The sequence below is a fragment of the Deinococcus peraridilitoris DSM 19664 genome (assembly GCF_000317835.1).
GTDB classification, from domain to species: domain Bacteria; phylum Deinococcota; class Deinococci; order Deinococcales; family Deinococcaceae; genus Deinococcus_A; species Deinococcus_A peraridilitoris.
Genome location: NC_019793.1, coordinates 2592280 through 2613554, shown reverse-complemented (window position 1 = coordinate 2613554; position 21275 = coordinate 2592280). Strand labels below are relative to the sequence as shown.

Here is a 21275-nt window from a genome sequence, read left to right as displayed (position 1 = left end):
CGCAAAAAAGACAGGGCCAAATGGCCCTGTCTTTTTTGCCCGTGAGGGCTACGACGAGCGGCCCACCGCCGGACGCAGTTCGGTGAGGGCGGCGCGCAGCTCCTCGACCTTGTCGGTCTGCTCCCAGGGAAATTCCGGGCGGCCGAAGTGCCCGTACGCGGCGGTCTGCGCGTAAATCGGGCGCAGCAAATCGAGGTTGGCGATGATGGCCTGCGGACGGGCGTCGAAGTGCGCGCGCACCAGGGCGGCCAGCTGCTCGTCGCTCACGGTGCTCGTGCCAAAGGACTCCACGCGCAGGCTGACGGGGTTTGCCCGCCCGATGGCGTAGGCGACCTCCACCAGGGCCCTGCGGGCCAGACCCGCCGCCACCAGGTTCTTGGCGATGTAGCGCGCGTAGTACGCGGCGCTGCGGTCCACCTTGGTGGGGTCCTTGCCGCTGAAGGCGCCCCCGCCGTGCGGCACCGCGCCGCCGTAGGTATCCACGATGATCTTGCGCCCGGTCAGGCCGGTGTCACCGTGCGGTCCGCCGATCACGAACTTGCCCGACGGGTTGATGAAGTACTTGGTCTCTTCGCGCAGCAGCTCCTGCGGAACGACATGCTGAATCACGTGCGAGAGCATGTCGGCGCGGATCCGGGCCTGCTCGACGTCCTCGCGGTGCTGGGTGGAGATCACGACCGTGTCCACCCACACCTCGCCGCCATCGCGCACGATGGTGACCTGGGCTTTGGCGTCGGGGCGCAGGTAATCGAGGGTGCCGTCCTTGCGGACCTGCGCGAGGCGCCGGGTCAGACCGTGCGCGAGCGTGATGGGGAGGGGCATCAGTTCGGGTGTTTCATCGGTGGCGTAGCCGAACATCAGACCCTGGTCGCCCGCGCCGATCATGCTGAAGCGGTTTTGCGGCAAGGCGCGCTCGGCCTCGCTCATTTCGCGCCACTCCTCGGAGTAGTTCACGCCCTGCGCGATGTCGGGGGACTGCTCGTCGATGGTGGTCATGACCGAGACGCTGTCGGCGTCAAACCCGTACTTGGCGCGGGTATATCCGACGCTACGCACGGCCTCGCGCACCACGCGCGAGATGTCCACGTAAGCCTCGCGCGCGCTGATCTCCCCGGCCACCAGCGCGAGGCCGGTCGTGACGAGCGTTTCGCAGGCCACCCGCGAAGTGGGTTCCTGACGCAGAAATTCGTCGAGGATCGAGTCGGATATGAAGTCGGCAAGTTTATCCGGGTGTCCTTCGGACACGGATTCCGAGGTGTAGTACTGGCGCATGCGTTTCTCCAGGGGGCCCAAGCAGGGCCGGTCGCGTGTGTTGCGGCGCGCCTCGGGAAGGGACGTGTCCGCCCCTGACGCGGCAATGAGCACAGCGTAGCGCGCCCGGCACTGGGGCGGGAGTGCCGAACACACCAACAGGCGAACGGCTCTGGCGGATTTGGCACGTTCCTGCTCCGGCAAAGCTGGGTAGACTCCCTAACACGGAGGCCGGTTCTGAGTTACGACTACGACGTCATCGTGATGGGTGCAGGCCACAACGCCCTGATCACCGCCGCCTACGCTGCCAAGGCAGGCTACCGGGTGGGCGTCTTCGAGCGGCGCGCCGTTCCCGGCGGGGCGGTTGCCACCGAGGAGCGCGTGCCTGGCTACCAGTTCGACCTGGGCGGCAGCGCGCACATCCTGATCCGCATGACGCCGATCGTGAAAGAGCTGGAACTCTCGCGCTACGGACTGTATTACCTGGACCTCGATCCGATGTTTCACGCCTCAGACGGCGAGACGCCCTGGTTCGTGTGGCGCGACGCGGCGCGCACCGCGAACGAGCTGGAAAACCTCTTTCCCGGTCAGGGCGAGGCCTACGCCCGCTTCATTTCCGACTGGACGCCTTTTGCGCGCGCCGTCAACGAGACCTTTCTCAGCGTGCCCTCTCCGCTGGAACTGGGGCGCAAACTGATTCTCGGCGGAGGCGGCGGGCGGGGGTGGCAGGGGCAGCTGCGCCGCATCCTGCGCCCTTACGGCGAGGTGGCGGGCGAGTACTTCTCGGAAGAGCGCGTGCGGGCACCGCTCACCTGGATGGCCGCGCAAAGCGGGCCGCCGCCCACCGAGCCGATCTCGGCGCCCTTTCTGCTGTGGCACCCGCTCTACCACGAGGGCGGAGTGGCGCGGCCCAAGGGCGGCTCTGGCGGCCTCACGAAGGCGCTGGCGCGCCTGATCGAGGCGCACGGTGGCACGCTCACCGTGAGCGCGCCCGTGAAACGCATCCTGACCGAGGGCCCGCGCGCCACCGGGGTGGAGCTCGCAAGCGGCGAGCGCATTACAGGGCGGGCGGTCGTGAGCGGCACGCACGTTCTGGCCACGGCGGGCGCACTGCCCCCAGAGTTCGTACCCGAAGCGGCGCGCGAGGTTCGGGTCGGCAACGGTTTTGGCATGGTGCTGCGTCTGGCACTGAAGGAGAAGGTGCGCTACCGCCGGCACCACGAGCCTCATTCACGCGTGGGACTCGGCCTGCTGATCAAAAACGAGCGCCAGCTGAGCAGGGCCTACGGCGAGTATCTGGCCGGTGACCCCACCCGCGACCCGCCCCTGATCGCCATGAGCTTTTCGGCAGTGGACGACAGCCTCGCCCCGCCGGGCGGTGAGGTGCTGTGGCTGTGGGCCCAGTACTACCCCTACAGCCTGGCGCGGGGCAGCTGGGAAGAGCGCCAACTGGAAGTGCGCGACTGGATTCTGGACGCCTTCGAGCACTACGCGCCCGGTACCCGCGAGAACATCGTGGGCGAGCTGATACAGACGCCGCTGTGGCTGGAGCGCGAGCTGGGCCTTTACCGGGGCAACGTGATGCACCTGGAGATGACCATCGACCAGATGTTCGCGCTGCGGCCCTTTCTGGGCGCCGCCTCGTACCGCTGGCCGGGCCTGCGGGGGCTGTACATGACGGGCGCGAGCACCCATCCGGGCGGCGGCATCATGGGCGCGAGCGGACGCAACACGGCGCGCGAGCTGCTGAGAGACCTTTCCCGGCGAGGCTGGAAATGACGACCCTCCGTGCGTGCGAGCTGGCCTGCCCATGACCTATCTGCAATACCACCTGCTGTTCATCGCGCCGCTCCTGGCCTTGCTGGCCCTGTGGACCTGGCGCGAAGTGCGCTCGGGCCGCCCACTTGCGGGCGCCTACCGGCCAGAGAACCGCTGGGCCTGGACTTTTTACTGGCTGCTGCCCCTCATCGCCTTCGTGTATACCACGCCGTGGGACAACTATCTGGTCTATAAGCAGGTCTGGAACTACCCACCCGAGCGTGTGCTGGGACGCGTCGGTTACGTGCCGCTCGAGGAGTACGCCTTTTTTGTCCTGCAGACCCTGATCGCGGGCCTGTGGCTGTTTTTGCTGCTGCGCCGGGGCGGGCCGCCACACATCTCCACCTTCGCGGTGCGCTGGGGCGGCGCAGTTCTGCTGCTGCTGCTCGCCTTCGCGGGCGCCTTCATGCTGAGCTTCGAATCCACCTTCTACCTGGGCCTGATCCTGGCGTGGGCCATGCCGGTGCTCGCGCTGCAGTGGGCCTTCGGGGGCGACCTGGTATTGGGAAACGCGCGGACCTTTCTGCTCGCGGTGCTGCCCCCGACCGTGTACCTGTGGGCAACCGACCTCTTCGCCATCAGGCAGGGCATCTGGAGCATCAGCGAGCGCTACACCACCGGGCTGAACCTGTTCGGATTGCCGCTTGAAGAGGCCGTGTTCTTTCTCGTCACCAACCTGCTGGTCGTCACGGGGCTGCTGCTGTTTTTGCATCCTGTCGCGCTGGAGCGGGTGCGTTTCCTGCGGGCGACTGTGCGGCCCTGGGTGGGGCTGCTGGCCCTGTCCGCGCTGCTGCGCGTGCCGGTGCCGCTCTGGCCCGAGGGCTTTGCCTTGCTGGCCACGATTTCGACGCTGCTGCTGGCCCTGGCGGCCCTGGCCTGGGCCTGGGAGCAGGTCGGGGCGCGCGCCCTGCTGCTGGCGGGGCTGGCCTTTGGGGTGGGGCTCCTCGTCGAGGTGCTCGGCAGCCGCACCGGGTTTCCTTTCGGGGCCTACAGCTACGACCCGCCCGGACCGACACTGCTGGGCGTGCCGCTGCTGGTGCCGCTGGGCTGGTGGTGGATGACCGCCGCTGCCCTGGCCCTGGCAGGCGGGCGGCCCCTGCTGGTCGGGGCGCTGCTGGTCGCGCTCGATCTGGGACTGGAGCCCCTGATGACCCGCACGGGCTTCTGGACCTGGAGCGCGGGCGGGGGCCTCTATTACGGGGTGCCGTGGGTGAACTTCCTGGGCTGGTTTGTGGTGGGCAGCGCGCTGGCCTGGGTGCTGGGCCGGCTGGCGCCTGAATTGACCCGCACTGGGGGCAGCTTCGCCTGGGCGTACCGGCTCGAAGCCCTGATGCTCCCGGCCGGGCTGCTGCTGCTGGGTATGTGGCCGGCGGCCCTGGTGACCTTTCTGGTGATGGGAGGACTGACATGGACCTCGTCGAGAGCAGCTTTCGCACGCTGATCCGCCGCACGGTGCGGCGTGATCTGCGCGGCGTGTGGCTGCGCGGCGCCCTGCCGCCGGGAGGCGCGGTGCTGGCCCTCAACCATCACAGCTGGTGGGACGGCTACGTGCTGGCCGAGGTGTGCTGGACCTTCGGACGCCGCCCCAGCGTGCTGATGAACGACGAGCAGCTGGCGCGCTTTGCCTTCTTTCGCGCGCTGGGCGTGCTGGGCACCCGCGAACTGCGCCCCGCCGTGCGCCGCGCGCGGGCAGGCGAGTGGCTGTGGATCTTTCCGGAAGGTCGGCTCACTCCCGGCCCTGCAGTGGTCGAGCTGCAGCCAGGCGCGGCCTGGCTCGCCCGCGCTGCCGGGGTGCCGCTCGTGCCGGTGGCGCTGCGGGTGGTGCTGCGCGGTCATCAGCATCCCGAGGCATACCTGCGGATCGGTACGCCGACCGCCGACCTGACACGTGGTCTGGCAAGCGAACTGTCCCTGCTCGATCAGGAGCTCACCGGCAGCGATCCCGAGTGGCCGCTGGCCGGATACCTGCAGCTCACGCGCGGAGCGCGGGACGTGCCTGAGCGGCTGGAAGGACCCAGCCGCACCTTGACGCGCCTGCTGGGCCATCCGAAAAAAAGGCAAGGCGGGTGGAGAACCTGAGCCACCTTTCCCTTTCGCCGCTGCTGGAGCGGGCCTTGCGCGGTTTCTTTCATTACAAGCTCCTGACCCTGGCGCTCAACCTGCTGACCTTCGAGGTGCTGCGCCCCGCGCGCCCGGCAGCCTGGCCACGGGTGTCCCTGCTGGTGCCCGCCCGCAACGAAGCGCACAACCTGCGCCGCACCCTGCCCACGCTGCTCGCGCAGGGCGCCCACGAGGTCATCGTGCTCGACGACCACTCGAGCGATGAAACGCCATTGCTGGCAGCGCGACTTGGAGCGCGGGTACTGAGCGGCGCGCCGCTGCCGCCCGGCTGGCTTGGAAAGACCTGGGCCTGTCAGCAACTTTCGGAAGCCGCGACGGGTGACGTGCTGATCTTCACGGACGCCGACGTGCTGTGGCAGCCCGGAGCGCTCGACGCGGTCGTCGAGGCGCTGCTGCGTTCGCGGGCGGACCTGCTGACCGTGTGGCCCCGCCAGGAAACCCGTTCGGCGGGCGAACGCCTGATCGTGCCGCTCAACGACGACGTGCTGCTCTCGCTGCTGCCCGCGCCGCTGATCCGGCTGCCCTTCGCCTCGGCGGCGGCGGGCAACGGGCAGCTGATGGCCTTCTGGCGTGCGCCGTACGAGCGGCTGGGCGGTCACGCCCTGGTGCGCGGCGAGGTGCTCGAAGACGTGACGCTGGCCGTGAAACTCAAGACGCGCGGCGGTCGCCTCGCCATCGCGCTGGGTGGCGACCTTGTGAGCGTGAGGATGTACCGCGGTTACGCCGAGGCCGTACAGGGTTTTGCCAAGGGCCTGCCCAAGGCCCACGGAAGCAGCCGCGCGCTGCTGGCGCTGTCCTGGGGCTGGCACCTGCTGGCCTATAGCTGGCCGTGGTTGAGCGGCAGACACGAATTCATGCTCTACGCCCTGATCGAGCGGCTGCTGGTCAACCTCAAGAGCGGACGGCGCGCACCCGCCGACCTGCTGGAAGTGCTGGCCACGCCCCTGCTGCCCCTGGCGACCCTGCCAATCTACCTGCGCGCCCTCAAAGGCTCCTATTCCTGGAAGGGCCGGACCTACCACCGGCCCGGGCACAAAGCGCACGACGCCCGGAGCCGACCATGAAGCGCGTCGTGGTGATCGGTGCGGGCTTCGCGGGCCTGGCGGCCGCCCTGCGGGCGCGGCGGGCCGGCGCGGACGTGACAGTGCTCGAAGCCCTCCCCCGGGCAGGTGGGAAAGCCGCGCTGGGGTGGGCCGACTTCTCCAGCGGGCCCACGGTCGTGACGATGCCGCAGGTGCTGAGCGCCCTGCACGAACGGGTGGGCCTGCCCCGCCCGCACTTCGAAAGCGCGCGTCCAACCACCACCTACAGCTATGCGGACGGGCGGACCTTCGCGCCGGGCGCCCTGGCGGTGGAAGGGGACCTGGACGGCACCCTGGCCCAGCTCAGCCGAACGGAAGGTCAGGATTACCTGCGCCTGCTGCGCCTTGCCCGCACCCTGTACCAGGACGCACAGGACACCTTTCTGTTCGCGCCGCCCCCTTCGCGCACTGCCCTGCTGCGCTACGCGCTCACGCGAGGAAGGCGCGCCTCACCGGGGCGCTCCCTCGCCAGCCTGGTGCAGAGCGGGCCTTACCTCACGCCTTTCTGGCTGCGCTTTGCCACTTACCTGGGTGCCGATCCCTACCGGGCGCCCGCGGTGCTGCACAACATCAGCTGGGTCGAACTGGGAATGGGCGTGTGGCACCTGAACGGCTGGGCCGGTGGGCCGCCGGGTCAGGCACGCGGCCTCGGCGCGCTCGCGGCTCGGCTCGCCGAGCATGCGGGCATGCTCGGGGTGCGCTTCGAGTACCGGACCCGCGTCGAGCACCTCGTGCACGAACGGGTCGCGCCCGGAAGGCGGCTGGTGTACGCTGCCCACACCGGCCGTGGGGTGTTCAGCGCCGACGTTTTTGTCAGCGCGGCTGACCGGGACCATACCCTCGGGTGGCTCGGCGCACCGCCTTCACCACGCCCGCTGGGCCTGAGTGGCTTCGCCCTGCAGTTACGGCTGTCTGAAGCCCTGCCGGCCGCCCACCACCTGCTCTTCTCGCAGGACTACGCGCGCGAGTGGCAGGAGCTGCGTGCGGGGCAACTGCCCACCGATCCCACCCTCTACCTGCACCTCGACGGCGACCGGGCATTTTTCCTGGTGAATGCCCCGCCTCGCCCGGAACTCGGCGCGGGGCGTGACGAGTACGCCCGGTTTCTGCTGTGGCGCCTGCAGGAACGCCTGCCCCTGCCCGTGCGGGAGTGGCGGGCCCTCTCCCCTGCCGAGTACGCGCGGGTCGCGCGAGGTGGCGCGATTTACGGCTCGGCGCCTCACGGTCTCGCGGGCGCCCTGCGTCCGGGCTGGCGCCTGGGCTCTTATGACAACCTGCGGCAGGTGGGCGGTACGGTTCATCCGGGCGGCGGGGTGCCCCTGTCGCTGCTTTCAGGCTGGAACGGCGCGGGAGAGCTGCTGAGTCTGCCTTACGACGATCTGGGAGGGCGTGGGCCATGGTGAACCCGGCCGGCCTTCCCGCCCCTGAAGCGCATCCCTATGCCGGGCATTTTCCGCGCTGGGGAACAGCGCCACTCCAGTTGCTGCAGGAAGGCGCGCAGTTCGGCACGACGTTTCAGCTGAAGCTGGGCCTGCCCACCGTGGTCGGCTTTGGTCCGACCTGGAACCGCTCGCTGCTCACCGATCTCGAATCCTTTGTCAGCGCGGGAAGTTTCAGCCGTCTGGTGCCGTACCTGTCGGGCGGCGTGATCATGACCGACGCACCCGGGCACCGCAGCCGCCGGGCGCAGCTCAGGGAGCCTTACGGGAAAAACGCGCTGCTGAACTTGCAGGAGCGCGTGCGCTCCGCTCTGTACGACGTGCGGCCAAGCGGTGAGTTCGACGCGTTGTCCTGGGCTGACCGGGCGACGCTCAGCATGCTGAACGCCGCCTATTTTTCGGGCGAGTTCGATGCGGAGCTGCTGCACGCCTTTCTGGCGCCGTTGCGCCTGCCCTTTCCCTCGCCGATGTGGCCACGCCCGATCCTCTTTGCGCGGGTGAACGCCGAGCTGCGCCGCCTGGCAGGCAAGCGGCTGGAACAGGGAGGCGACGACCTGCTTTCGCACCTTGCCCGCCTGAGCGGCGGCCTGACGGAGGCGCGGGTGACGCTGGCCGCCGGGCACGATACCACCACCCACACGCTGGCCTGGACGTTGTGGCACCTGGCTCAGCACGGTTCCTGGCGCACAGCCGAGGGACTGCGCCCCGCCATCAGGGAGACCCTGCGGCTGTATCCCAGCGGCTGGATCGGCAGCCGCCGCGTGAAGCGGGCCGCCGAAATCGAGGGGGTGGCCCTCGCTCCTGGCAATTTGGTGATCTACAGCCCATTTTTGTCAGGGCGCTCTCCGGAGTTCTGGACGGCACCCGAGGAATTCCGGCCCCAGCGTTTCGAGCAGGCGCCGCTTCCCTGGACGTACCTGCCTTTTGGAGGCGGTGAGCGGGTATGTCTCGGCATGCACCTGGCGCACCTGCTGCTCGAAGAAGCGCTGGGGCTGTTTCTGTCGGGAGAACTGAGCGCCGTGACCGGCGACCCCACACCGCGTCCGGGCGTGACCCTGGGACCGACCGGGCCACTGGTGCTGCGCTTCCGACCCTGATGGGTGAACTGCTCCAGCCCAAGCGCGTGAACGCTGACGTTTTATGTCCGTGGCCCTGACGTACACTTCGCTGATGCATGACGTGATCGTGGTAGGAGCAGGCCTGGGTGGCCTGGCGTGCGCGCGCGACCTGGCGCGGTCCGGGCGGCGCGTGCTGGTGCTGGACAAGTCACGCGGCGTGTCGGGACGGGCGGCCACCCGCCGTCGGGAAGGCGTGCGCATCGATCACGGCGCGCAGTACTTCACGGCGCGCTCAGAGCGCCTGCAGCGTCTGGTGGACAGCTGGCAGCGCGAAGGCTGGCTGCGCATCTGGACATACGGCTTTCCCTTGTGGGAGCGCGGGCAGGTCACGGCGCGCCCCGAAGGTCATCCCCGCTTCGCACCCCTCAACGGCATGAGCGCCTTGGGGCACCACCTGGCCCGCGATCTGGAGGTACTTTCCGAGGTAACGGTATCCTCGCTTGCTCGGCTGGAAGGAGGCTGGAAGGTCTACGCCCAGGACGGCAGCGCCTTTCAGGCCGCCTCGCTGGTGCTCAACCTGCCCGCGCCGCAGCTCTCGGCGCTGGTGACCGACCTGTCCCTGGGCGCAGCCGGAGAGCAGCTGGACCGCGTGCGCTTCGATCCCACCTGGACCCTGCTGGTGGAGCTGCAGCGTGACCTGCCGGTCGACTGGCCTGCCGTGGAGCTTCGCCACGAGGTGCTGAGCTGGCTCAGCCGCGATCACACCAAGCGCGCTTCCGGCGCCTTGCCGACGTTGGTGGCGCACGCCTCGGGTTCCTGGAGTCGGGCGCACCTGGAAGAAGCGCGCGAGGAGGTTGAGGTGGCGCTGCTCGCGGCAGTGCAGGAAGTCACGGGCGAGATCGGCGTCCGGCGCGTTCAGGGGCACCGCTGGCGTTACGCGACGCCGACCGTGCCGTTCGGGCACCCCTTTCACTGGGACCCTGGGTTGCAGCTGGGCTGGTGTGGCGACTGGTGTGGCGGCGCGCGCGTGGAGGGCGCACTGGAAAGCGGGTGGGGCCTCGCTCAGGCCCTGCGAGCCAGCCTCACGACAGCATGACCTCGACCTCTTCGCCGGCACGCACGGGCTGACCTTCGGGCACAATGACCAGCACGTCGGATTCGCTCAGGGAGCGCAGCACGCTCGAGGCCTGCTTGGGGTACTCCACCACCGCGCCTTCACGCAACACCCCGCGCCAGAAGGCCGTCTTGTCGGGCAGGGCCCGGAAGTTTTCACCGGCGCGAAGGCGCACCGTGCGTGTGGGCAGCCCGGTCAGGGCAGGCCGGACGAGCACTTCGAAGACCACCAGCGCGCTGACCGGGTTGCCCGGCAGGCCGAACAGTGGGGTACCGCGCCACGAGCCACACAGGGCCGGGCCGCCGGGGCGCATGCGCACCTTCCAGAAGGCGACTTCGCCGTCTTCGATCAGGAGGTCGCGCACCAGATCGTAGCGTCCCATGCTGACCCCACCCGAGGTGAGCAGCAGGTCGGCTCCGCCCGCCCGTTCCAGCGCCTGCGAGAGCGCCCGAGGGCTGTCAGGCGCGCTACCGAGCATCAGCGTCTCGTGCCCGCTCTGCTGCACCAGCCCCAGCAGGCCGTACAGATTGGAGTTGTACACCTGCCCTTCTTGCAGCCTTTCGCCGGGCTCGACCACCTCGTCTCCAGTGGACAGCAGCCCCACGCGCAAGCGGGGCCGCACGGGCAGGCGCGCGTGGCCCAGGGCGGCCGCCAGCGCCACACGCTGCGGCGTGAGGAGCTGCCCCGCGCGCAACACCACCTCGCCCGCGCGAAAGTCGCTGCCGGCGTGGCGCACGTCCCTGGGCGAGGCCGGGCGCAGCAGCTCGGTGTGGCCCTCGCCCGCGTCCCGCAGCTGCTCAACAGGACAGATGGCGTCGGCGCCGTCTGGCAGGGGCGCGCCGGTGTAGATGCGCACGGCCTCGCCCGTACTCACGGCGCCTGGAAAAGCCGCTCCGGCACGCGACTCGCCAATCAGCCGCAGGCGCGCGGGCGTGTCCGGACTGGCCTGCAGGGTGTCGGCTTCGCGGCAGGCCACGCCGTCAAGCGCGCTGTCGGTCGCACTGGGGTGTGAAACGAGCGCGCTCAGATCCTGGGCCAGGATGCGCCCATAACACGCGGCCAGCGGAGCCAGCTCATGTGCGGCGAGGCGCGAAGCGAGCAGTGCGGCAAAGCTGGAACGCGCTTCGTCGAGGCTGACATGCATAGGAAAGGACCGGCCGGAATCGGACATCCCTTGATCTTGGCCCGCCGCCGGGCGTTCGTCCAGCCCGCCCGGTCAGGGCGTCATCTCCGGGGGGTCAGCCGACAACCGTGGTGTGCGCACCAGCACATGCTTTTCCCGCCACGGTTCGTCCAGGTGGTGCAAACGTCCCACGGCGACCGTTCCGGTCCATCGAAAGTCGACCACATACCAGCGTGACTGCTGGTCGGGTTTCAGGGCTGTGGTCACCTGGCGACCGGGCAACAGCTCATCATACATTCTGTTATTAGCATAACGCTCCTTGACGCTGGAAGGTGCAGATGGCTGCATGAGCAGACCTCCATAGCGGCGTGAAGCCCGCCTGAAGTGCCTGCTCATCTCTGTCCAAAGTGCATGAAGTGAAATGAGGACGGCAACGAGGAATACTCACGCCAGATCTTCAAATCATTTTCGTATTGTTCACGCGGCCCCAACCATTGAGGGGCCGCAAATTATTGGACCGTGGATTCGGTATTCCTGAACTGGGTTCAATTTTCGGGTAGGGTAAGGCATGACGTACACGAGCCTGCAGGTCACCCACGAGGCTGGCGTGGCCGAGCTGACGCTGGTCAGCAAGCGCGGCGCGCTGGGACCGGTCTTCTGGCAGGAGCTGCCCGCGGCCCTGAGCGAAATCAAAGAAGCCCGGGCGGTGCTGCTGCGCTCTGGCGAAGACTTCAGCGTGGGCCTCGACCTGGTGCAGACCGCGCCCCTGCTAAGCGCTTCACGCGAGCGCCCCGAGGGCTTTTTTGAACTTCTGTCCCCCATGCAGGAGGCCATCGAAGCGCTCGCGAACGTTCCGGTGCCGGTGGTGACCGCCGTCAACGGCTGGTGCATCGGAGCGGGCCTGGAACTGATTCTGGCGTGCGACGTGCGGGTATGCTCGCACGAAGCGCGGTTCTCGCTGCCCGAGGTCAAGCTCGGCATTGTCAGCGACCTGGGCGGGCTGGGACGTCTGCCGCATCTGGTCGGCGAAGGCTGGGCGCGCCGCCTCGCGCTGACCGGCGAGGCCATCGGTGCACGGCGCGCCGAGAGAATCGGGCTGGTCAGCGAGGTGCTGGAAAGCCCGGACGCCACCACACAGCACGCCCGCGCGCTTACGCACACCCTGAGCGAACTGCCGGCCACGACCCTGCGGGGCATCAAGCGCGCCATGAACGCGCGCCTGGAGGCCGGAATTCAGGTGCACTACCGCGAAACGGCCAGCTGGAACGCGCTGTTCCTCGATGCCTCACGTGTGGCGCTCTCCCTCAAGAAAAGCTGAGCTTTCGTCATCTCCGCTGCTTTTATGCAGCCTCGAAAGGAACACCATGTCAATTTTTCAAGCCAGCATCCTGCAAGGCAAGCACGCCCTGATCACCGGCGGAGGCAGCGGCATCAATCTGGGCATCGCGCAGCTCTTCGCCGAGCATGGCTGCGCGGTCACCCTGCTGGGCCGCAACCTGGAAAAAGCTGCGAGCGCGGCTCAAGGCATTCAGGCTGTCGGTGGTCGGGCGCTGGGCGTCTCGGCCGACGTACGCGACATGGCCGCACTGGAGGCAGCGGCGCAGGAGGCGGTGGACACCTTCGGAGCGATCGACGTGGTCATTTGCGGCGCGGCCGGTAATTTTCCGGCCCCCGTGGACAAGATCTCTCCCAACGGTTTCAAGTCGGTGGTGGACATCGATCTGCTGGGCACCTTTCATACGGTCAAGGCGAGCGCTCCTCACCTGAGAACACCAGGGGCGAGTGTACTGTCGATCAGTGCCTACGGAATGCCGGTGCCGCTGCAGGCACACGTCGTGGCTGCCAAGGCCGGCGTGGACGCGCTGACCAAGGTGCTGGCCATCGAGTGGGGCGAACGGGGTGTGCGCGTCAACGCCATCATTCCCGGTCCCATCGACGACACCGAGGGGATGCGCCGTCTGGCGCCCACCGAGGCGGCACGCGCGGCCGTTACACGCGGCATTCCGCTGGGCCGTATGGGTCAAAAGGACGACATCGCCAACCTGGCGCTCTTTCTGGTGTCAGACGCCGCTTCCTACATCACGGGCGTGGTGATTCCCTGCGACGGAGGCAGCCAGCTGCTCGGCGCGGGCGTGATGGCGCAGTCCTTTATGGCCCGGTGAATCTGGGCTGTGGCTCGGTTACTCCGGGCGCGGTCAGCTGTCATGGGCGTCCCTGCCTCGCCCTGCCGTGAACCAGACATCATCCTATGGGTGTATCCGGTGATCTGGCAGCGTGCCCGTCACAGCGTTGCTCAGTGGCCAGCCCACACCTGCAGCAGCGCGTAAAGGCCGCTTGTCAGCGAAATGAGCCCTGCCACAATGGCCTGCCGCAACCCACTTTCGCGCCGAGAAGACACTTGAGACGGGACAAGGATCCGCAGGCGCCTCAGCAGGGTCGTGCTCACCCAGAACGCCGCGCTTCCTGCCACCGTGAGCAGCAGCGCGAAGAGCGTCACCAGCCACTGCAGCATGAAACGCCAGCTTTCCGAAAAAGTCAGCGCCGCCAGCCAGGAAGCGGCATGCAAGTGAAGCGCAAACAGGGCTGCCAGGGTCAGTGCCACCACTGCCAGCGCGCGCACCAGCTGGTATTCGGGCAGCTGGTTTTCGGGCAGTTGCACTGCAGCCCTGGCGGCTGCACGGGCAGGCTTGATATCGCGCATACCGCATTGTTGCCGCACAGGAGCCAGGGTGGATGCAAAAAGGCTTTGGGCAGCCTTGCCAGATTGCAAAGCCAACCTGAAGCGAAGGCCTGATAGCGCGTTGGAACAGCTCAGCGACGGGCCAGCAGAAAACGCGCCCGTCCGGTCAGGTCCGGCTGAACCTCGACGTGCCAAGCGCTCATCTCGGCCGCGAGCAGGGCCACATTGCGCGGATCGAGTTCCAGCGCCAGTACGCCCTGCGGCCCCACCAGGACCTGGGCCTCATGCACCAGAGGCCGCGCCACCGCCAGGCCGTCTTCTCCGGCGTACAGGGCCAGCTCGGGGTCACGGCGCACCTCGGGTGCGACCACGGGCGCGTCGGCGAGCGGCAGGTAGGGCGGATTGGACACGATCAGGTCGAACGGACCGGCCAGACCAGCGTGCAGGTGGCCCAGCGCGAAGGTGACCGGCAGCCCCAGGTGTTCGGCATTCTCACGTGCCAGCTCCAGTGCGTCGGCGCTGAGGTCGGTGGCCCATACCTGGGCGTCGGGCCGGGCCCGGGCGATGCCAAGCGCCAGTGCGCCCGTGCCGGTCCCGATGTCGAGCACACGAGGGTCACGCACGCCTGACAATTCACGCAAGGCCAATTCCAGCAGCACTTCTGTCTCCGGACGTGGAATGAGCGCTGCGGGCGTGACCTTCAGGATCAGGTCGCCCCACTCGACTTCACCCAGCAGGTGCTGCAGGGGCTCGCGTCCGCAACGTCGGCGGGCCAGCTCCTCCAGACGCGCCCTGTCGTTGCTCATGACACAGCGCTCGCGGCGCAGCACCAGTTCGGTGCGAGTGCAGTTCAGCACGTGCATCACGAGCAGTTCGGCGTCGACACGCGCGGAGGGAACACTAGCCCTCCCGAAGCGGCGGGTGAGGTCGCTCAGCAAGTCACCCAGCGTGGGCGGTACGTCCTCTGGCAGGCTCAATTGCTGGCGTGCCGCGGCCGGATGATCAGGTGGCGGCCCGGTCCTTCCCCGACCGACTCGGTCATCACGTCGGGATGCTCTTTGAGGGCGATGTGCATGATGCGGCGGTCACCCGGCGGCATGGGCTGCAATTCGTGACTCTCGCCGCTCTTGGCTACCTGAACGGCCAGCCGCTCGGCCAGCTTGGTCAGGTTGTCGGCGTGACGGCGCCGAAAACCTCCGGCGTCGATACGTACCCGCGCATCGGCCCGTCCGGTGTGCTTGGAGAGCACCGTGTGGGTCAGCAGTTCGATGGCGGCCAGCACCCGCCCGTCACGACCTGCCAGACGGCCCGCACGCTCACCCGTGATGTCGGCCTCCACCGCGTCCTCAGCCTCGCGCACGGTCACCTCGAGCGTCTCGTCGATGCGTGACAGCAGGCCGCGCAAAAAACGCTCCACGATGGTGCTCGGCGCTTCGCTGGGCACGTTCGCACGCGGCGACTCGGGCAAGGCGACCGGTGGGCGCGGGGGCGCCTCATCTTCCGCCTCGCTGATGCCGAGGTCGGCAAGGTAGTCGTCCAGATTGGTTTTCTTGTCCATGGAGACAGTTTAAGGCAAAGCGGCATTTCGCCGGACACACTCGAGTCGGCGCGCAATGCGCCGGAAAAACTTCAGTTACGCTCTGAACATGCGGTCGCTGCCAGAACGTGCGTGTTGAAGGGAGATGCAGGTGGGCTATGGTAGGGTCGGGCATGCGGGAACGGCGCCCCTTCGATCTCGACACCTACGTGCAGCGCACCCGGACTGGCCCGTGCTTCATCTGTGCACTGCTCAGCGGGCATCCGGACTACCGGCATCACGTGCTGTACCAGGACGAGTTCTTCATTGCCTTCCTCGCAAAATCTCCCAATGCGGAGAGGCGGGAATTCGTGCAGGCCCTCGGGTACGTGCTCATCGCACCCAGGGAGCACCGCGAGCACGTGACGGGCGACTTCACTCAGGACGAGTACCTGCGCCTCCAAGCACTCGTGTACCGCGTGGGCGAGGCCCTCTGCGCGGAACTGCCGACCGAGCGGGTGTACGTCCTGTCCCTCGGCAGCCAGCAGGGCAACGCGCACGTCCACTGGCACGTCGTGCCCCTCCCGCCGGGCGTGCCGTACGAACAGCAGCAGTTTCACTTCCTGATGGCCGAGCACGGCGTGCTGGAAGTCCAACTGAGTGAGCTGGACGACCTCGCGGGCCGACTGCGCTCACGTCTGAACGCGTGACGCAAGGGTGGCGCCCGGCGTAACGTTCCGTCAGCCCTGTTGGGCTTCGAGGGTCGCACGGAGTTTCAGGGCGTACGGCTCGCGTTCCTCAGGTCGCGTCATGCGGCGTTGCGGGGTGAGCACGTACAGGTCGTCTCCCGCGGAGCGCGGGAACACGTGCAGGTGGTAGTGCCACACGTCCTGCCCGCCACCCGGCTCGTTGTGCTGCCGCACTGACGTGCCCTCGCAACCGTACGCGGCTTTGAGTGCCAGCGCCACCTGCCGCGAGACCCGGTGAATCTCCGCGCCGTACTCATCGGGCAGGTCGTACAGGTTCTCGAAGTGCGCGTTGGGGACCACGAGGACGTGACCGGGGTTGTTCGGCCACCATCCCGCAGCGATGAAGGCGGTGACGAGCGGCGTGTGCAGGATGACGTCCTCAGGTTGCGTGCGCGCCACACGGCCACCGCGCACCACCTCGCAGAACGGGCAGAAGTAATCACCAGGGGCGTGCCGAGGGGCGTTCATCACACTTGACCGAACCATCGCGGTTCGCACTGGTGAAGTGGAAGCTTTGGGAGTGATGTTCAGAGGGAGGATCAAAGTCAGTCCGAAGTGCGCTGTTCGCGCGTAAGCAGCCTCCACGTTTACGATGAGCGAGTGAAGCGTGAGTTCGTGAGCGTGGACCTCAGCTTCGTGACGCACACCGCGCACCGGGAGGTATTGCGAAGCGAGCTCGGCCTCGCCGTACGCGAAGGGGCGCTGGGTGTGCTGGTGTGCGGCAGCGTCGCACGTGGCACCGCCTGCCCGAATGCGGACCTCGACCTGCGGGTGTACGCAGCGCGCTCCCAACCGTTCGAGTCACTCTTCCGTGACGGCGTCCTCGTGGAGCGGCACCACCATACCTTCGAGCAGGCACAGGCGCGTCTCGCGTCGCGTCCGCCCGACCTGTACGCCTGGCAGGAAGCGCGGATTTTGCATGACCCGACGCTCGCGCTACACGAGCTGAAGGCACGCGCCCACGAAGCGCTCGCCGCATACCGGACTCCGGAAGCAGACCGCCGGGCCGTGCGGCACTGGCTGACCAGCACCGTCCGCAAGCTGCACAGCGACCTGGACACTGCACGGCAGGTGTTCTTCGTACACACGACAACGTGGAAACTGCTGGAAGGCGTATGCGTGCTGTACGACCGTCCCGTGCCGTCCTCGACGCTGATGTGGGAGCTCCTGCCGGTCCTGCCGGGTCCGGGGAGCGGTTGGTGGCGTCCGCTGCTGCTCGGCGAGCCAGGCGAGCGTGTCGCGGCCTTTGAGAACGTCACGGCGTGGTTGCTGGAAAACACCGTTGACCTGTAGCTTCGTGATTGACCACCACACCTGCGTCACCCACCTCAGTTCAGCAGCTGGGCAATTCCTGACGAGCGCTGACCACCTGCCGGTCACCCACCACGACAGCCTGCATTCAGCTTCACCAGCGTACCTGCGCCTCCCACAGCAGCCAGCGCACCTGCTGCACGAAGCCACCGTCCGGGTGAACCATCTCGCCCGCCAGTTCGTGCAGCAGGTCCGCGTGCTCGGGCCGGCGCACATCCGGCATGCCGGGCGTCCGTTGCAGGTACCCGGCGAGGTCCACGAGCGTCGGGAAGCGCAAGCGGTCGTCCAGCCGCTCGAAGCGCCGCACGTCCAGGTCCGACTCCCGCAGGCCCTGGGCGTACCGCACCTGGTCCTCATCGCGTTCCAGGGGGTGCAGGCCCAGCAGGACGCCCCCGGGACGCACCAGGGCAGGCACGACGGCCGTGATGTTGGGCCCCCTTCGCGAGTACGCCACATCGAACGACCTAGCGGGCAAAAGGGCGTCCTGCCGGGCATGTGCGTGAACGAACACCACGTTCTGCATGCCACGCTCGGCCGCGAGCACTCGGGCGTGGGCGAGCATGCCCTCGGAGAAGTCGATGCCCGTCACGCTCGACGCGCCCCGCGCGACGGCCAGCGTGAACGCCCCGTCCCCGCAACCGCAGTCCAGTGCGATTTTCCCCGCCGTGCGGTCGAACACCAGTGCGTCGAAGATCGCCTGCGCGTCCGGGCCTTCCACCCACTGCGTCCAGGTGACCGAGTAACCGCCGGGCCTGCGGGCAATGTCGTCGCTCCAGGCGCGTCCCGCCTCAGTCTTGCCCGTCATGGCAGCTCCACCAGTCGCTCGCTGGCGTTCCCCTCGCGCAGCTGCACGAGAAGCCACGCCAGCAGCTCGAACTGTCCGGCCAGCAGTTCGGCGTGAATCCGTCGCGCTTCGACCCACGCGCGACTCGCGGTGGCCTCGTCGAGCCTTCCATCGCGCACGGCCTTCGCGAGGTCATCCGCGTCGATGATCTCCGCGTCCAGTACCCGTCCCTCGTCGTCCACCACGGCGATGACGTCGAGGTACAGGTCCAGCGTCCACGGCAGGCCGTCCTCGTCACGACCGCCGTCGCCGATGACGTCCACGTACACCTGCACGACCCGCCCTTGCGCGTCGCACTGTAAGGTCAGCGCGTGCCGCACAGCGGGGCCGCTTGCGTGTGGCAGCAGGAACACCCAGCGGTAGTGGTCGTCGAGGATCGTGAGGCGGCGTTCGCGAAACGGCACGGTCAAAGGAAGCGTCACGCGACCGGCGGTATAGTCCACGAGCAGGCCGCGTGGGGTGTCGCGAACGAGCTGTGTTCCGCCGGCCGGTACACGGTGCCAGTCGCGTTTGTCGAAGCGTTTGCGGGGCATGGGGCTCAGCTTACGTGTAGCTCGGGCGTTTAGAGGCGAAAGTGACCGGCCGCGTAACTCGACTCGGGCGGCGTCCATAGGGCCTTCCAGTGGTGGTAAAGGATGGCGCCAGACCCTATCCATAGCACACCAGAAAAAGCCTTCCCATTCGGGAAGGCTTTTTGGAACTGTCAGGCTTATTCCTTCTGGCGTTTGCTTTTTGGCAGGGCCGGCGCGGTCTTGGCCGGCTTGACGCTCTTGCTGAGATTCGGGCTGACGGGCACCTCGACGCGCTGCACGTTGCGCGCGGCCATGGCGGCTTCCATCTGGCGGTTGATCAGCACCTGCTGCAGCACCGTGAAGAGCGTCGAGAGAATCCAGTAGAGCGTCACTCCCGCCGGGAAGGTGATGGCAAAGTAGGCGAAGATCAGGTAGATGAACGACTGCTGCTTGAACATCTCCGGCGTCTTGCGGGTCATGACGTAGAGGCTCAGCAGGTTGGCGAGCACGTACAGCACCGCCAGAATGTAAAAGGGATCGGGAATCGAGAGGTCGGGCAGCCACAGCAGGCCGCTGTCGAACTCGAAGTTACGGATGGTGTTCCACAGGACGATCAGGAACGGAAACTGAATGAACATCGGCAGGCACCCGATCGGGTTGACGTTGTGCTCGCGGTAGAGCAGCATGGTCGCCTCGGCGCGCTTCTGCGGATCGTCCTTGTACTGTTCGTTGAGTTTCTTGATTTCCGGCTGGATGAACTGCAGGCGGGCGGTGTAGCGCGCCTGAGACTGCATCAGGGGCCAGATCAGCAGGCGAATCAGGATGGTGATGGCCACGATGACCAGAAACCATGACTTCAGAAAGCCGTAAAGCCACTCCATCAACGAAGCGACCCCCAGCGACAGTTTTCCGAACAGGTTCGGATCGAAGATGCCGGGCAGATTCAGGAACCCGGTCTGGCTGAGGCGGATCAGTTCGTTCTTGCCGCCGTACACCGCGAGCTGCGCCGGACCGGAGAACTGCAGCGCCAGATTGGCGTTCTGCCCGCCCTGCAAATTGACGCTGGCCTGCGTTCCTTCGATGGGCCGCACGATCAGGGCTGTCACGGCCTGTGAGTTGAAGGTACCTGGTTCTTCCTGCAGCGCGGCGTACTGGATGTTGTTGACCGTGCCCGACGTCTGGATGTCGGTGCTGCCCTGGGCGACCGCTTTGACGTCCGGGTTGTTGTTGCGTGACAGGCCCGCGAAGTTGACGGTGTAGTTCTCAGCGCCGTCCACGTCGATGTTGGCGATCATGGTGAACTGCCGCGGATTGAGTGCGATGGTCTTGGAAACGGTCGCGCTTCCCTGAGTGTATTGGAATTTCGCCGTGAGGCGGTTGTTCGGCAGGTCAGTCTGGGTGGTGAAAGGCCGGGCCTGGCGCTCGGCGGTGTTGCCGGGCAGCACCACTTCGAAAGCCTTGCGTTCGCGCACCAGACTGATGGTGTTCTTGAGTTTGTTGAAACCGTACGCACCATTCTGCTCGGTGATCAGGTTGCTGCCCGGCGCCACTTTCGGGTACCAGCCGATGACCTCGCCTTCCGGATTGAAGACCACATCGGCGAGATTTGAAGTGGCGATCAGGTCTTTGCGGCCGTCGCCGTTGAAGTCGGCTTCGATCCAGCGGGCCGTGACGGCAGCCGAAGCGGAACCCAGACCGAGCAGGGCCAGCAGGGGCAACAAAAAGGCCGCACGTGAACGCGCCGGCGAGGTGGAGGGCCGAGAAGAGGTGGAGTCGTTCTGGTTCTGCATTGTTTATTCCTAACGGCCGCGTGCTGGAGGCACGGGGTCGTACCCGCCCGGGTTCAGGGGATGGCACCGCATGATGCGCCGCACGGTCAGCAGGCTTCCACGCCCGACGCCGTGCCGTTCGACCGCTTCAAGGGCGTACGTGGAACACGTCGGCGTGAAGCGGCAGGTCGGTCCACCCTTGAGTGGAGACAGGGTGCGTTGGTAAAAACGCACTCCCGCCAGAATAAATGATGCCAGCAGGCCGATTGACCCACCCGGCACCTTCGTTCTGCCTTCGCCCGTCAGGCTGGCGCTCTCCCGACACATCGCTCCAGTCTACGACCTTCTCGTGAAGGAAGTTCCAGCCGGATGCACGGTAGTCCTCCGCCCTTCTCACAAATGACCCGTGGCGCTGTTGCCCGGTGAGTAAGGTCAGGGCGCGGCCTTGTCAAAGGCACGCTTGAGTTGCGCCTGCAGCTCAGCAAAATCCACTGACAGCACTGCGGGATTGGGCAGGACCATCGCCCGGCAGGGAGGCAGTTCGAGCAGGCGCAAGGCTTCACGAACCCGTCGCCGGACCCGATTGCGGTCTACGGCACTCTTGAGGGTCTTTTTGCTCACCACGATTCCGACAATCGTCATGGGCCGATACGGCTCACGGTGCTTGGGACGGTAGTGCACGGCGCGCACGGTGAAGTAGGGAGTACGGACCGTCTTTCCCTTGCGGACCTGACGAAACTCGCGCTCGCCCGTGAGCGACGCGAGACCTGCACTGCGCTTGCGCGTCCGTGAAGGTGACGAAGGCTGGTGGCGGTCGGTCATGGTTCAGGCCTCAGCAGAAGGCGCGCTGTTGTCAGAGCGTGGTACTGGGAAACGGAATGCAAAAAG

Annotated in this window: 23 protein-coding genes; 11 read left to right on the top strand and 12 right to left on the bottom strand. The window is 67.2% G+C overall.

Annotated elements, in window-relative coordinates; all coding sequences use genetic code 11:
* Window positions 1-48 precede the first annotated feature (48 nt).
* A complete protein-coding gene (gene metK / locus DEIPE_RS12735; RefSeq protein ID WP_015236374.1) occupies window positions 49-1272 on the bottom strand; it encodes a methionine adenosyltransferase in 1224 nt (407 codons plus the stop codon).
* Between the two features lie 243 nt (window positions 1273-1515).
* Here metK and DEIPE_RS12730 point away from each other — a divergent pair, with 243 nt between their 5' ends.
* From DEIPE_RS12730 to DEIPE_RS12700, 7 genes are all read left to right on the top strand, one after another.
* Window positions 1516-3030, top strand: a complete 1515-nt coding sequence (locus DEIPE_RS12730) for a phytoene desaturase family protein (RefSeq protein ID WP_015236373.1) — start codon at window positions 1516-1518, stop codon at window positions 3028-3030.
* 31 nt (window positions 3031-3061) lie between these two features.
* Window positions 3062-4510 carry a carotenoid biosynthesis protein gene (locus tag DEIPE_RS12725; protein ID WP_015236372.1) on the top strand — a complete coding sequence of 483 codons (1449 nt, stop codon included), beginning with the start codon at window positions 3062-3064 and terminating at the stop codon, window positions 4508-4510.
* Window positions 4477-5148, top strand: coding sequence for a lysophospholipid acyltransferase family protein (locus DEIPE_RS12720; RefSeq protein WP_015236371.1), 672 nt, complete (start codon window positions 4477-4479; stop codon window positions 5146-5148). The genes DEIPE_RS12725 and DEIPE_RS12720 overlap by 34 nt, the downstream gene beginning before the upstream one ends.
* Complete coding sequence (locus DEIPE_RS12715) at window positions 5136-6254, top strand: glycosyltransferase family 2 protein (protein WP_015236370.1); 1119 nt, start codon at window positions 5136-5138, stop codon at window positions 6252-6254. The genes DEIPE_RS12720 and DEIPE_RS12715 overlap by 13 nt, the downstream gene beginning before the upstream one ends.
* Window positions 6251-7675, top strand: a complete 1425-nt coding sequence (locus tag DEIPE_RS12710) for a phytoene desaturase family protein (RefSeq protein WP_015236369.1) — start codon at window positions 6251-6253, stop codon at window positions 7673-7675. Before DEIPE_RS12715 ends, DEIPE_RS12710 begins: the two co-directional genes overlap by 4 nt.
* Entirely contained in the window at window positions 7669-8808 is a 1140-nt protein-coding gene (locus tag DEIPE_RS12705) for a cytochrome P450 (protein WP_015236368.1), read from the top strand. Before DEIPE_RS12710 ends, DEIPE_RS12705 begins: the two co-directional genes overlap by 7 nt.
* Window positions 8809-8881: 73 nt before the next feature.
* A complete protein-coding gene (locus DEIPE_RS12700; protein ID WP_041231508.1) occupies window positions 8882-9865 on the top strand; it encodes an NAD(P)/FAD-dependent oxidoreductase in 984 nt (327 codons plus the stop codon).
* Here DEIPE_RS12700 and DEIPE_RS12695 read toward each other — a convergent pair.
* The gene (locus tag DEIPE_RS12695) at window positions 9852-11054 is read right to left on the bottom strand and encodes a molybdopterin molybdotransferase MoeA (RefSeq protein WP_041230890.1); all 1203 of its coding nucleotides are present in this window, start codon (window positions 11052-11054) and stop codon (window positions 9852-9854) included. The two genes, DEIPE_RS12700 and DEIPE_RS12695, sit on opposite strands and share 14 nt — an antisense overlap.
* Window positions 11055-11099: 45 nt before the next feature.
* Window positions 11100-11303: a hypothetical protein gene (locus DEIPE_RS12690; RefSeq protein ID WP_041230889.1), complete on the bottom strand. Its 204-nt coding sequence runs from the start codon at window positions 11301-11303 to the stop codon at window positions 11100-11102.
* A gap of 271 nt (window positions 11304-11574) precedes the next feature.
* Here DEIPE_RS12690 and DEIPE_RS12685 point away from each other — a divergent pair, with 271 nt between their 5' ends.
* Both DEIPE_RS12685 and DEIPE_RS12680 read left to right on the top strand, forming a co-directional pair.
* Complete coding sequence (locus DEIPE_RS12685) at window positions 11575-12324, top strand: enoyl-CoA hydratase-related protein (protein WP_015236364.1); 750 nt, start codon at window positions 11575-11577, stop codon at window positions 12322-12324.
* A gap of 46 nt (window positions 12325-12370) precedes the next feature.
* On the top strand, window positions 12371-13168 hold the full coding sequence (locus DEIPE_RS12680) for an SDR family oxidoreductase (protein ID WP_015236363.1): 798 nt from the start codon (window positions 12371-12373) through the stop codon (window positions 13166-13168).
* Window positions 13169-13299: 131 nt separating this feature from the next.
* Here DEIPE_RS12680 and DEIPE_RS12675 read toward each other — a convergent pair whose 3' ends face one another.
* From DEIPE_RS12675 to DEIPE_RS12665, 3 genes are all read right to left on the bottom strand, one after another.
* Window positions 13300-13707 carry a hypothetical protein gene (locus tag DEIPE_RS12675; protein ID WP_015236362.1) on the bottom strand — a complete coding sequence of 136 codons (408 nt, stop codon included), beginning with the start codon at window positions 13705-13707 and terminating at the stop codon, window positions 13300-13302.
* Window positions 13708-13817: 110 nt separating this feature from the next.
* The gene (prmC, locus tag DEIPE_RS12670) at window positions 13818-14663 is read right to left on the bottom strand and encodes a peptide chain release factor N(5)-glutamine methyltransferase (RefSeq protein WP_015236361.1); all 846 of its coding nucleotides are present in this window, start codon (window positions 14661-14663) and stop codon (window positions 13818-13820) included.
* On the bottom strand, window positions 14660-15244 hold the full coding sequence (locus DEIPE_RS12665) for a Jag family protein (protein WP_015236360.1): 585 nt from the start codon (window positions 15242-15244) through the stop codon (window positions 14660-14662). The genes prmC and DEIPE_RS12665 overlap by 4 nt, the downstream gene beginning before the upstream one ends.
* A 152-nt stretch (window positions 15245-15396) precedes the next feature.
* Between DEIPE_RS12665 and DEIPE_RS12660 the strand changes: the two genes are divergently transcribed.
* On the top strand, window positions 15397-15912 hold the full coding sequence (locus DEIPE_RS12660; protein ID WP_015236359.1) for an HIT family protein: 516 nt from the start codon (window positions 15397-15399) through the stop codon (window positions 15910-15912).
* Window positions 15913-15942: 30 nt separating this feature from the next.
* Here DEIPE_RS12660 and DEIPE_RS12655 read toward each other — a convergent pair whose 3' ends face one another.
* Window positions 15943-16419, bottom strand: coding sequence for an HIT family protein (locus DEIPE_RS12655; protein ID WP_015236358.1), 477 nt, complete (start codon window positions 16417-16419; stop codon window positions 15943-15945).
* Window positions 16420-16551: 132 nt separating this feature from the next.
* Here DEIPE_RS12655 and DEIPE_RS12650 point away from each other — a divergent pair, with 132 nt between their 5' ends.
* Window positions 16552-17244, top strand: a complete 693-nt coding sequence (locus DEIPE_RS12650) for a nucleotidyltransferase domain-containing protein (protein WP_015236357.1) — start codon at window positions 16552-16554, stop codon at window positions 17242-17244.
* Window positions 17245-17356: 112 nt separating this feature from the next.
* Here the strand turns inward: DEIPE_RS12650 and DEIPE_RS12645 are convergent, their stop codons facing one another.
* The 5 genes from DEIPE_RS12645 to rnpA form a co-directional block, all read right to left on the bottom strand.
* On the bottom strand, window positions 17357-18067 hold the full coding sequence (locus DEIPE_RS12645) for a class I SAM-dependent methyltransferase (RefSeq protein ID WP_015236356.1): 711 nt from the start codon (window positions 18065-18067) through the stop codon (window positions 17357-17359).
* Entirely contained in the window at window positions 18064-18639 is a 576-nt protein-coding gene (locus tag DEIPE_RS12640; protein WP_015236355.1) for a DUF402 domain-containing protein, read from the bottom strand. Before DEIPE_RS12640 ends, DEIPE_RS12645 begins: the two co-directional genes overlap by 4 nt.
* A 176-nt stretch (window positions 18640-18815) precedes the next feature.
* On the bottom strand, window positions 18816-20408 hold the full coding sequence (gene yidC / locus DEIPE_RS12635; RefSeq protein ID WP_015236354.1) for a membrane protein insertase YidC: 1593 nt from the start codon (window positions 20406-20408) through the stop codon (window positions 18816-18818).
* A gap of 9 nt (window positions 20409-20417) precedes the next feature.
* Window positions 20418-20714 (bottom strand): membrane protein insertion efficiency factor YidD, encoded by a 297-nt coding sequence (gene yidD, locus DEIPE_RS12630; protein ID WP_015236353.1) that lies wholly within the window; start codon window positions 20712-20714, stop codon window positions 20418-20420.
* A gap of 105 nt (window positions 20715-20819) precedes the next feature.
* Entirely contained in the window at window positions 20820-21209 is a 390-nt protein-coding gene (gene rnpA / locus DEIPE_RS12625; protein WP_015236352.1) for a ribonuclease P protein component, read from the bottom strand.
* Window positions 21210-21275 lie beyond the last annotated feature (66 nt).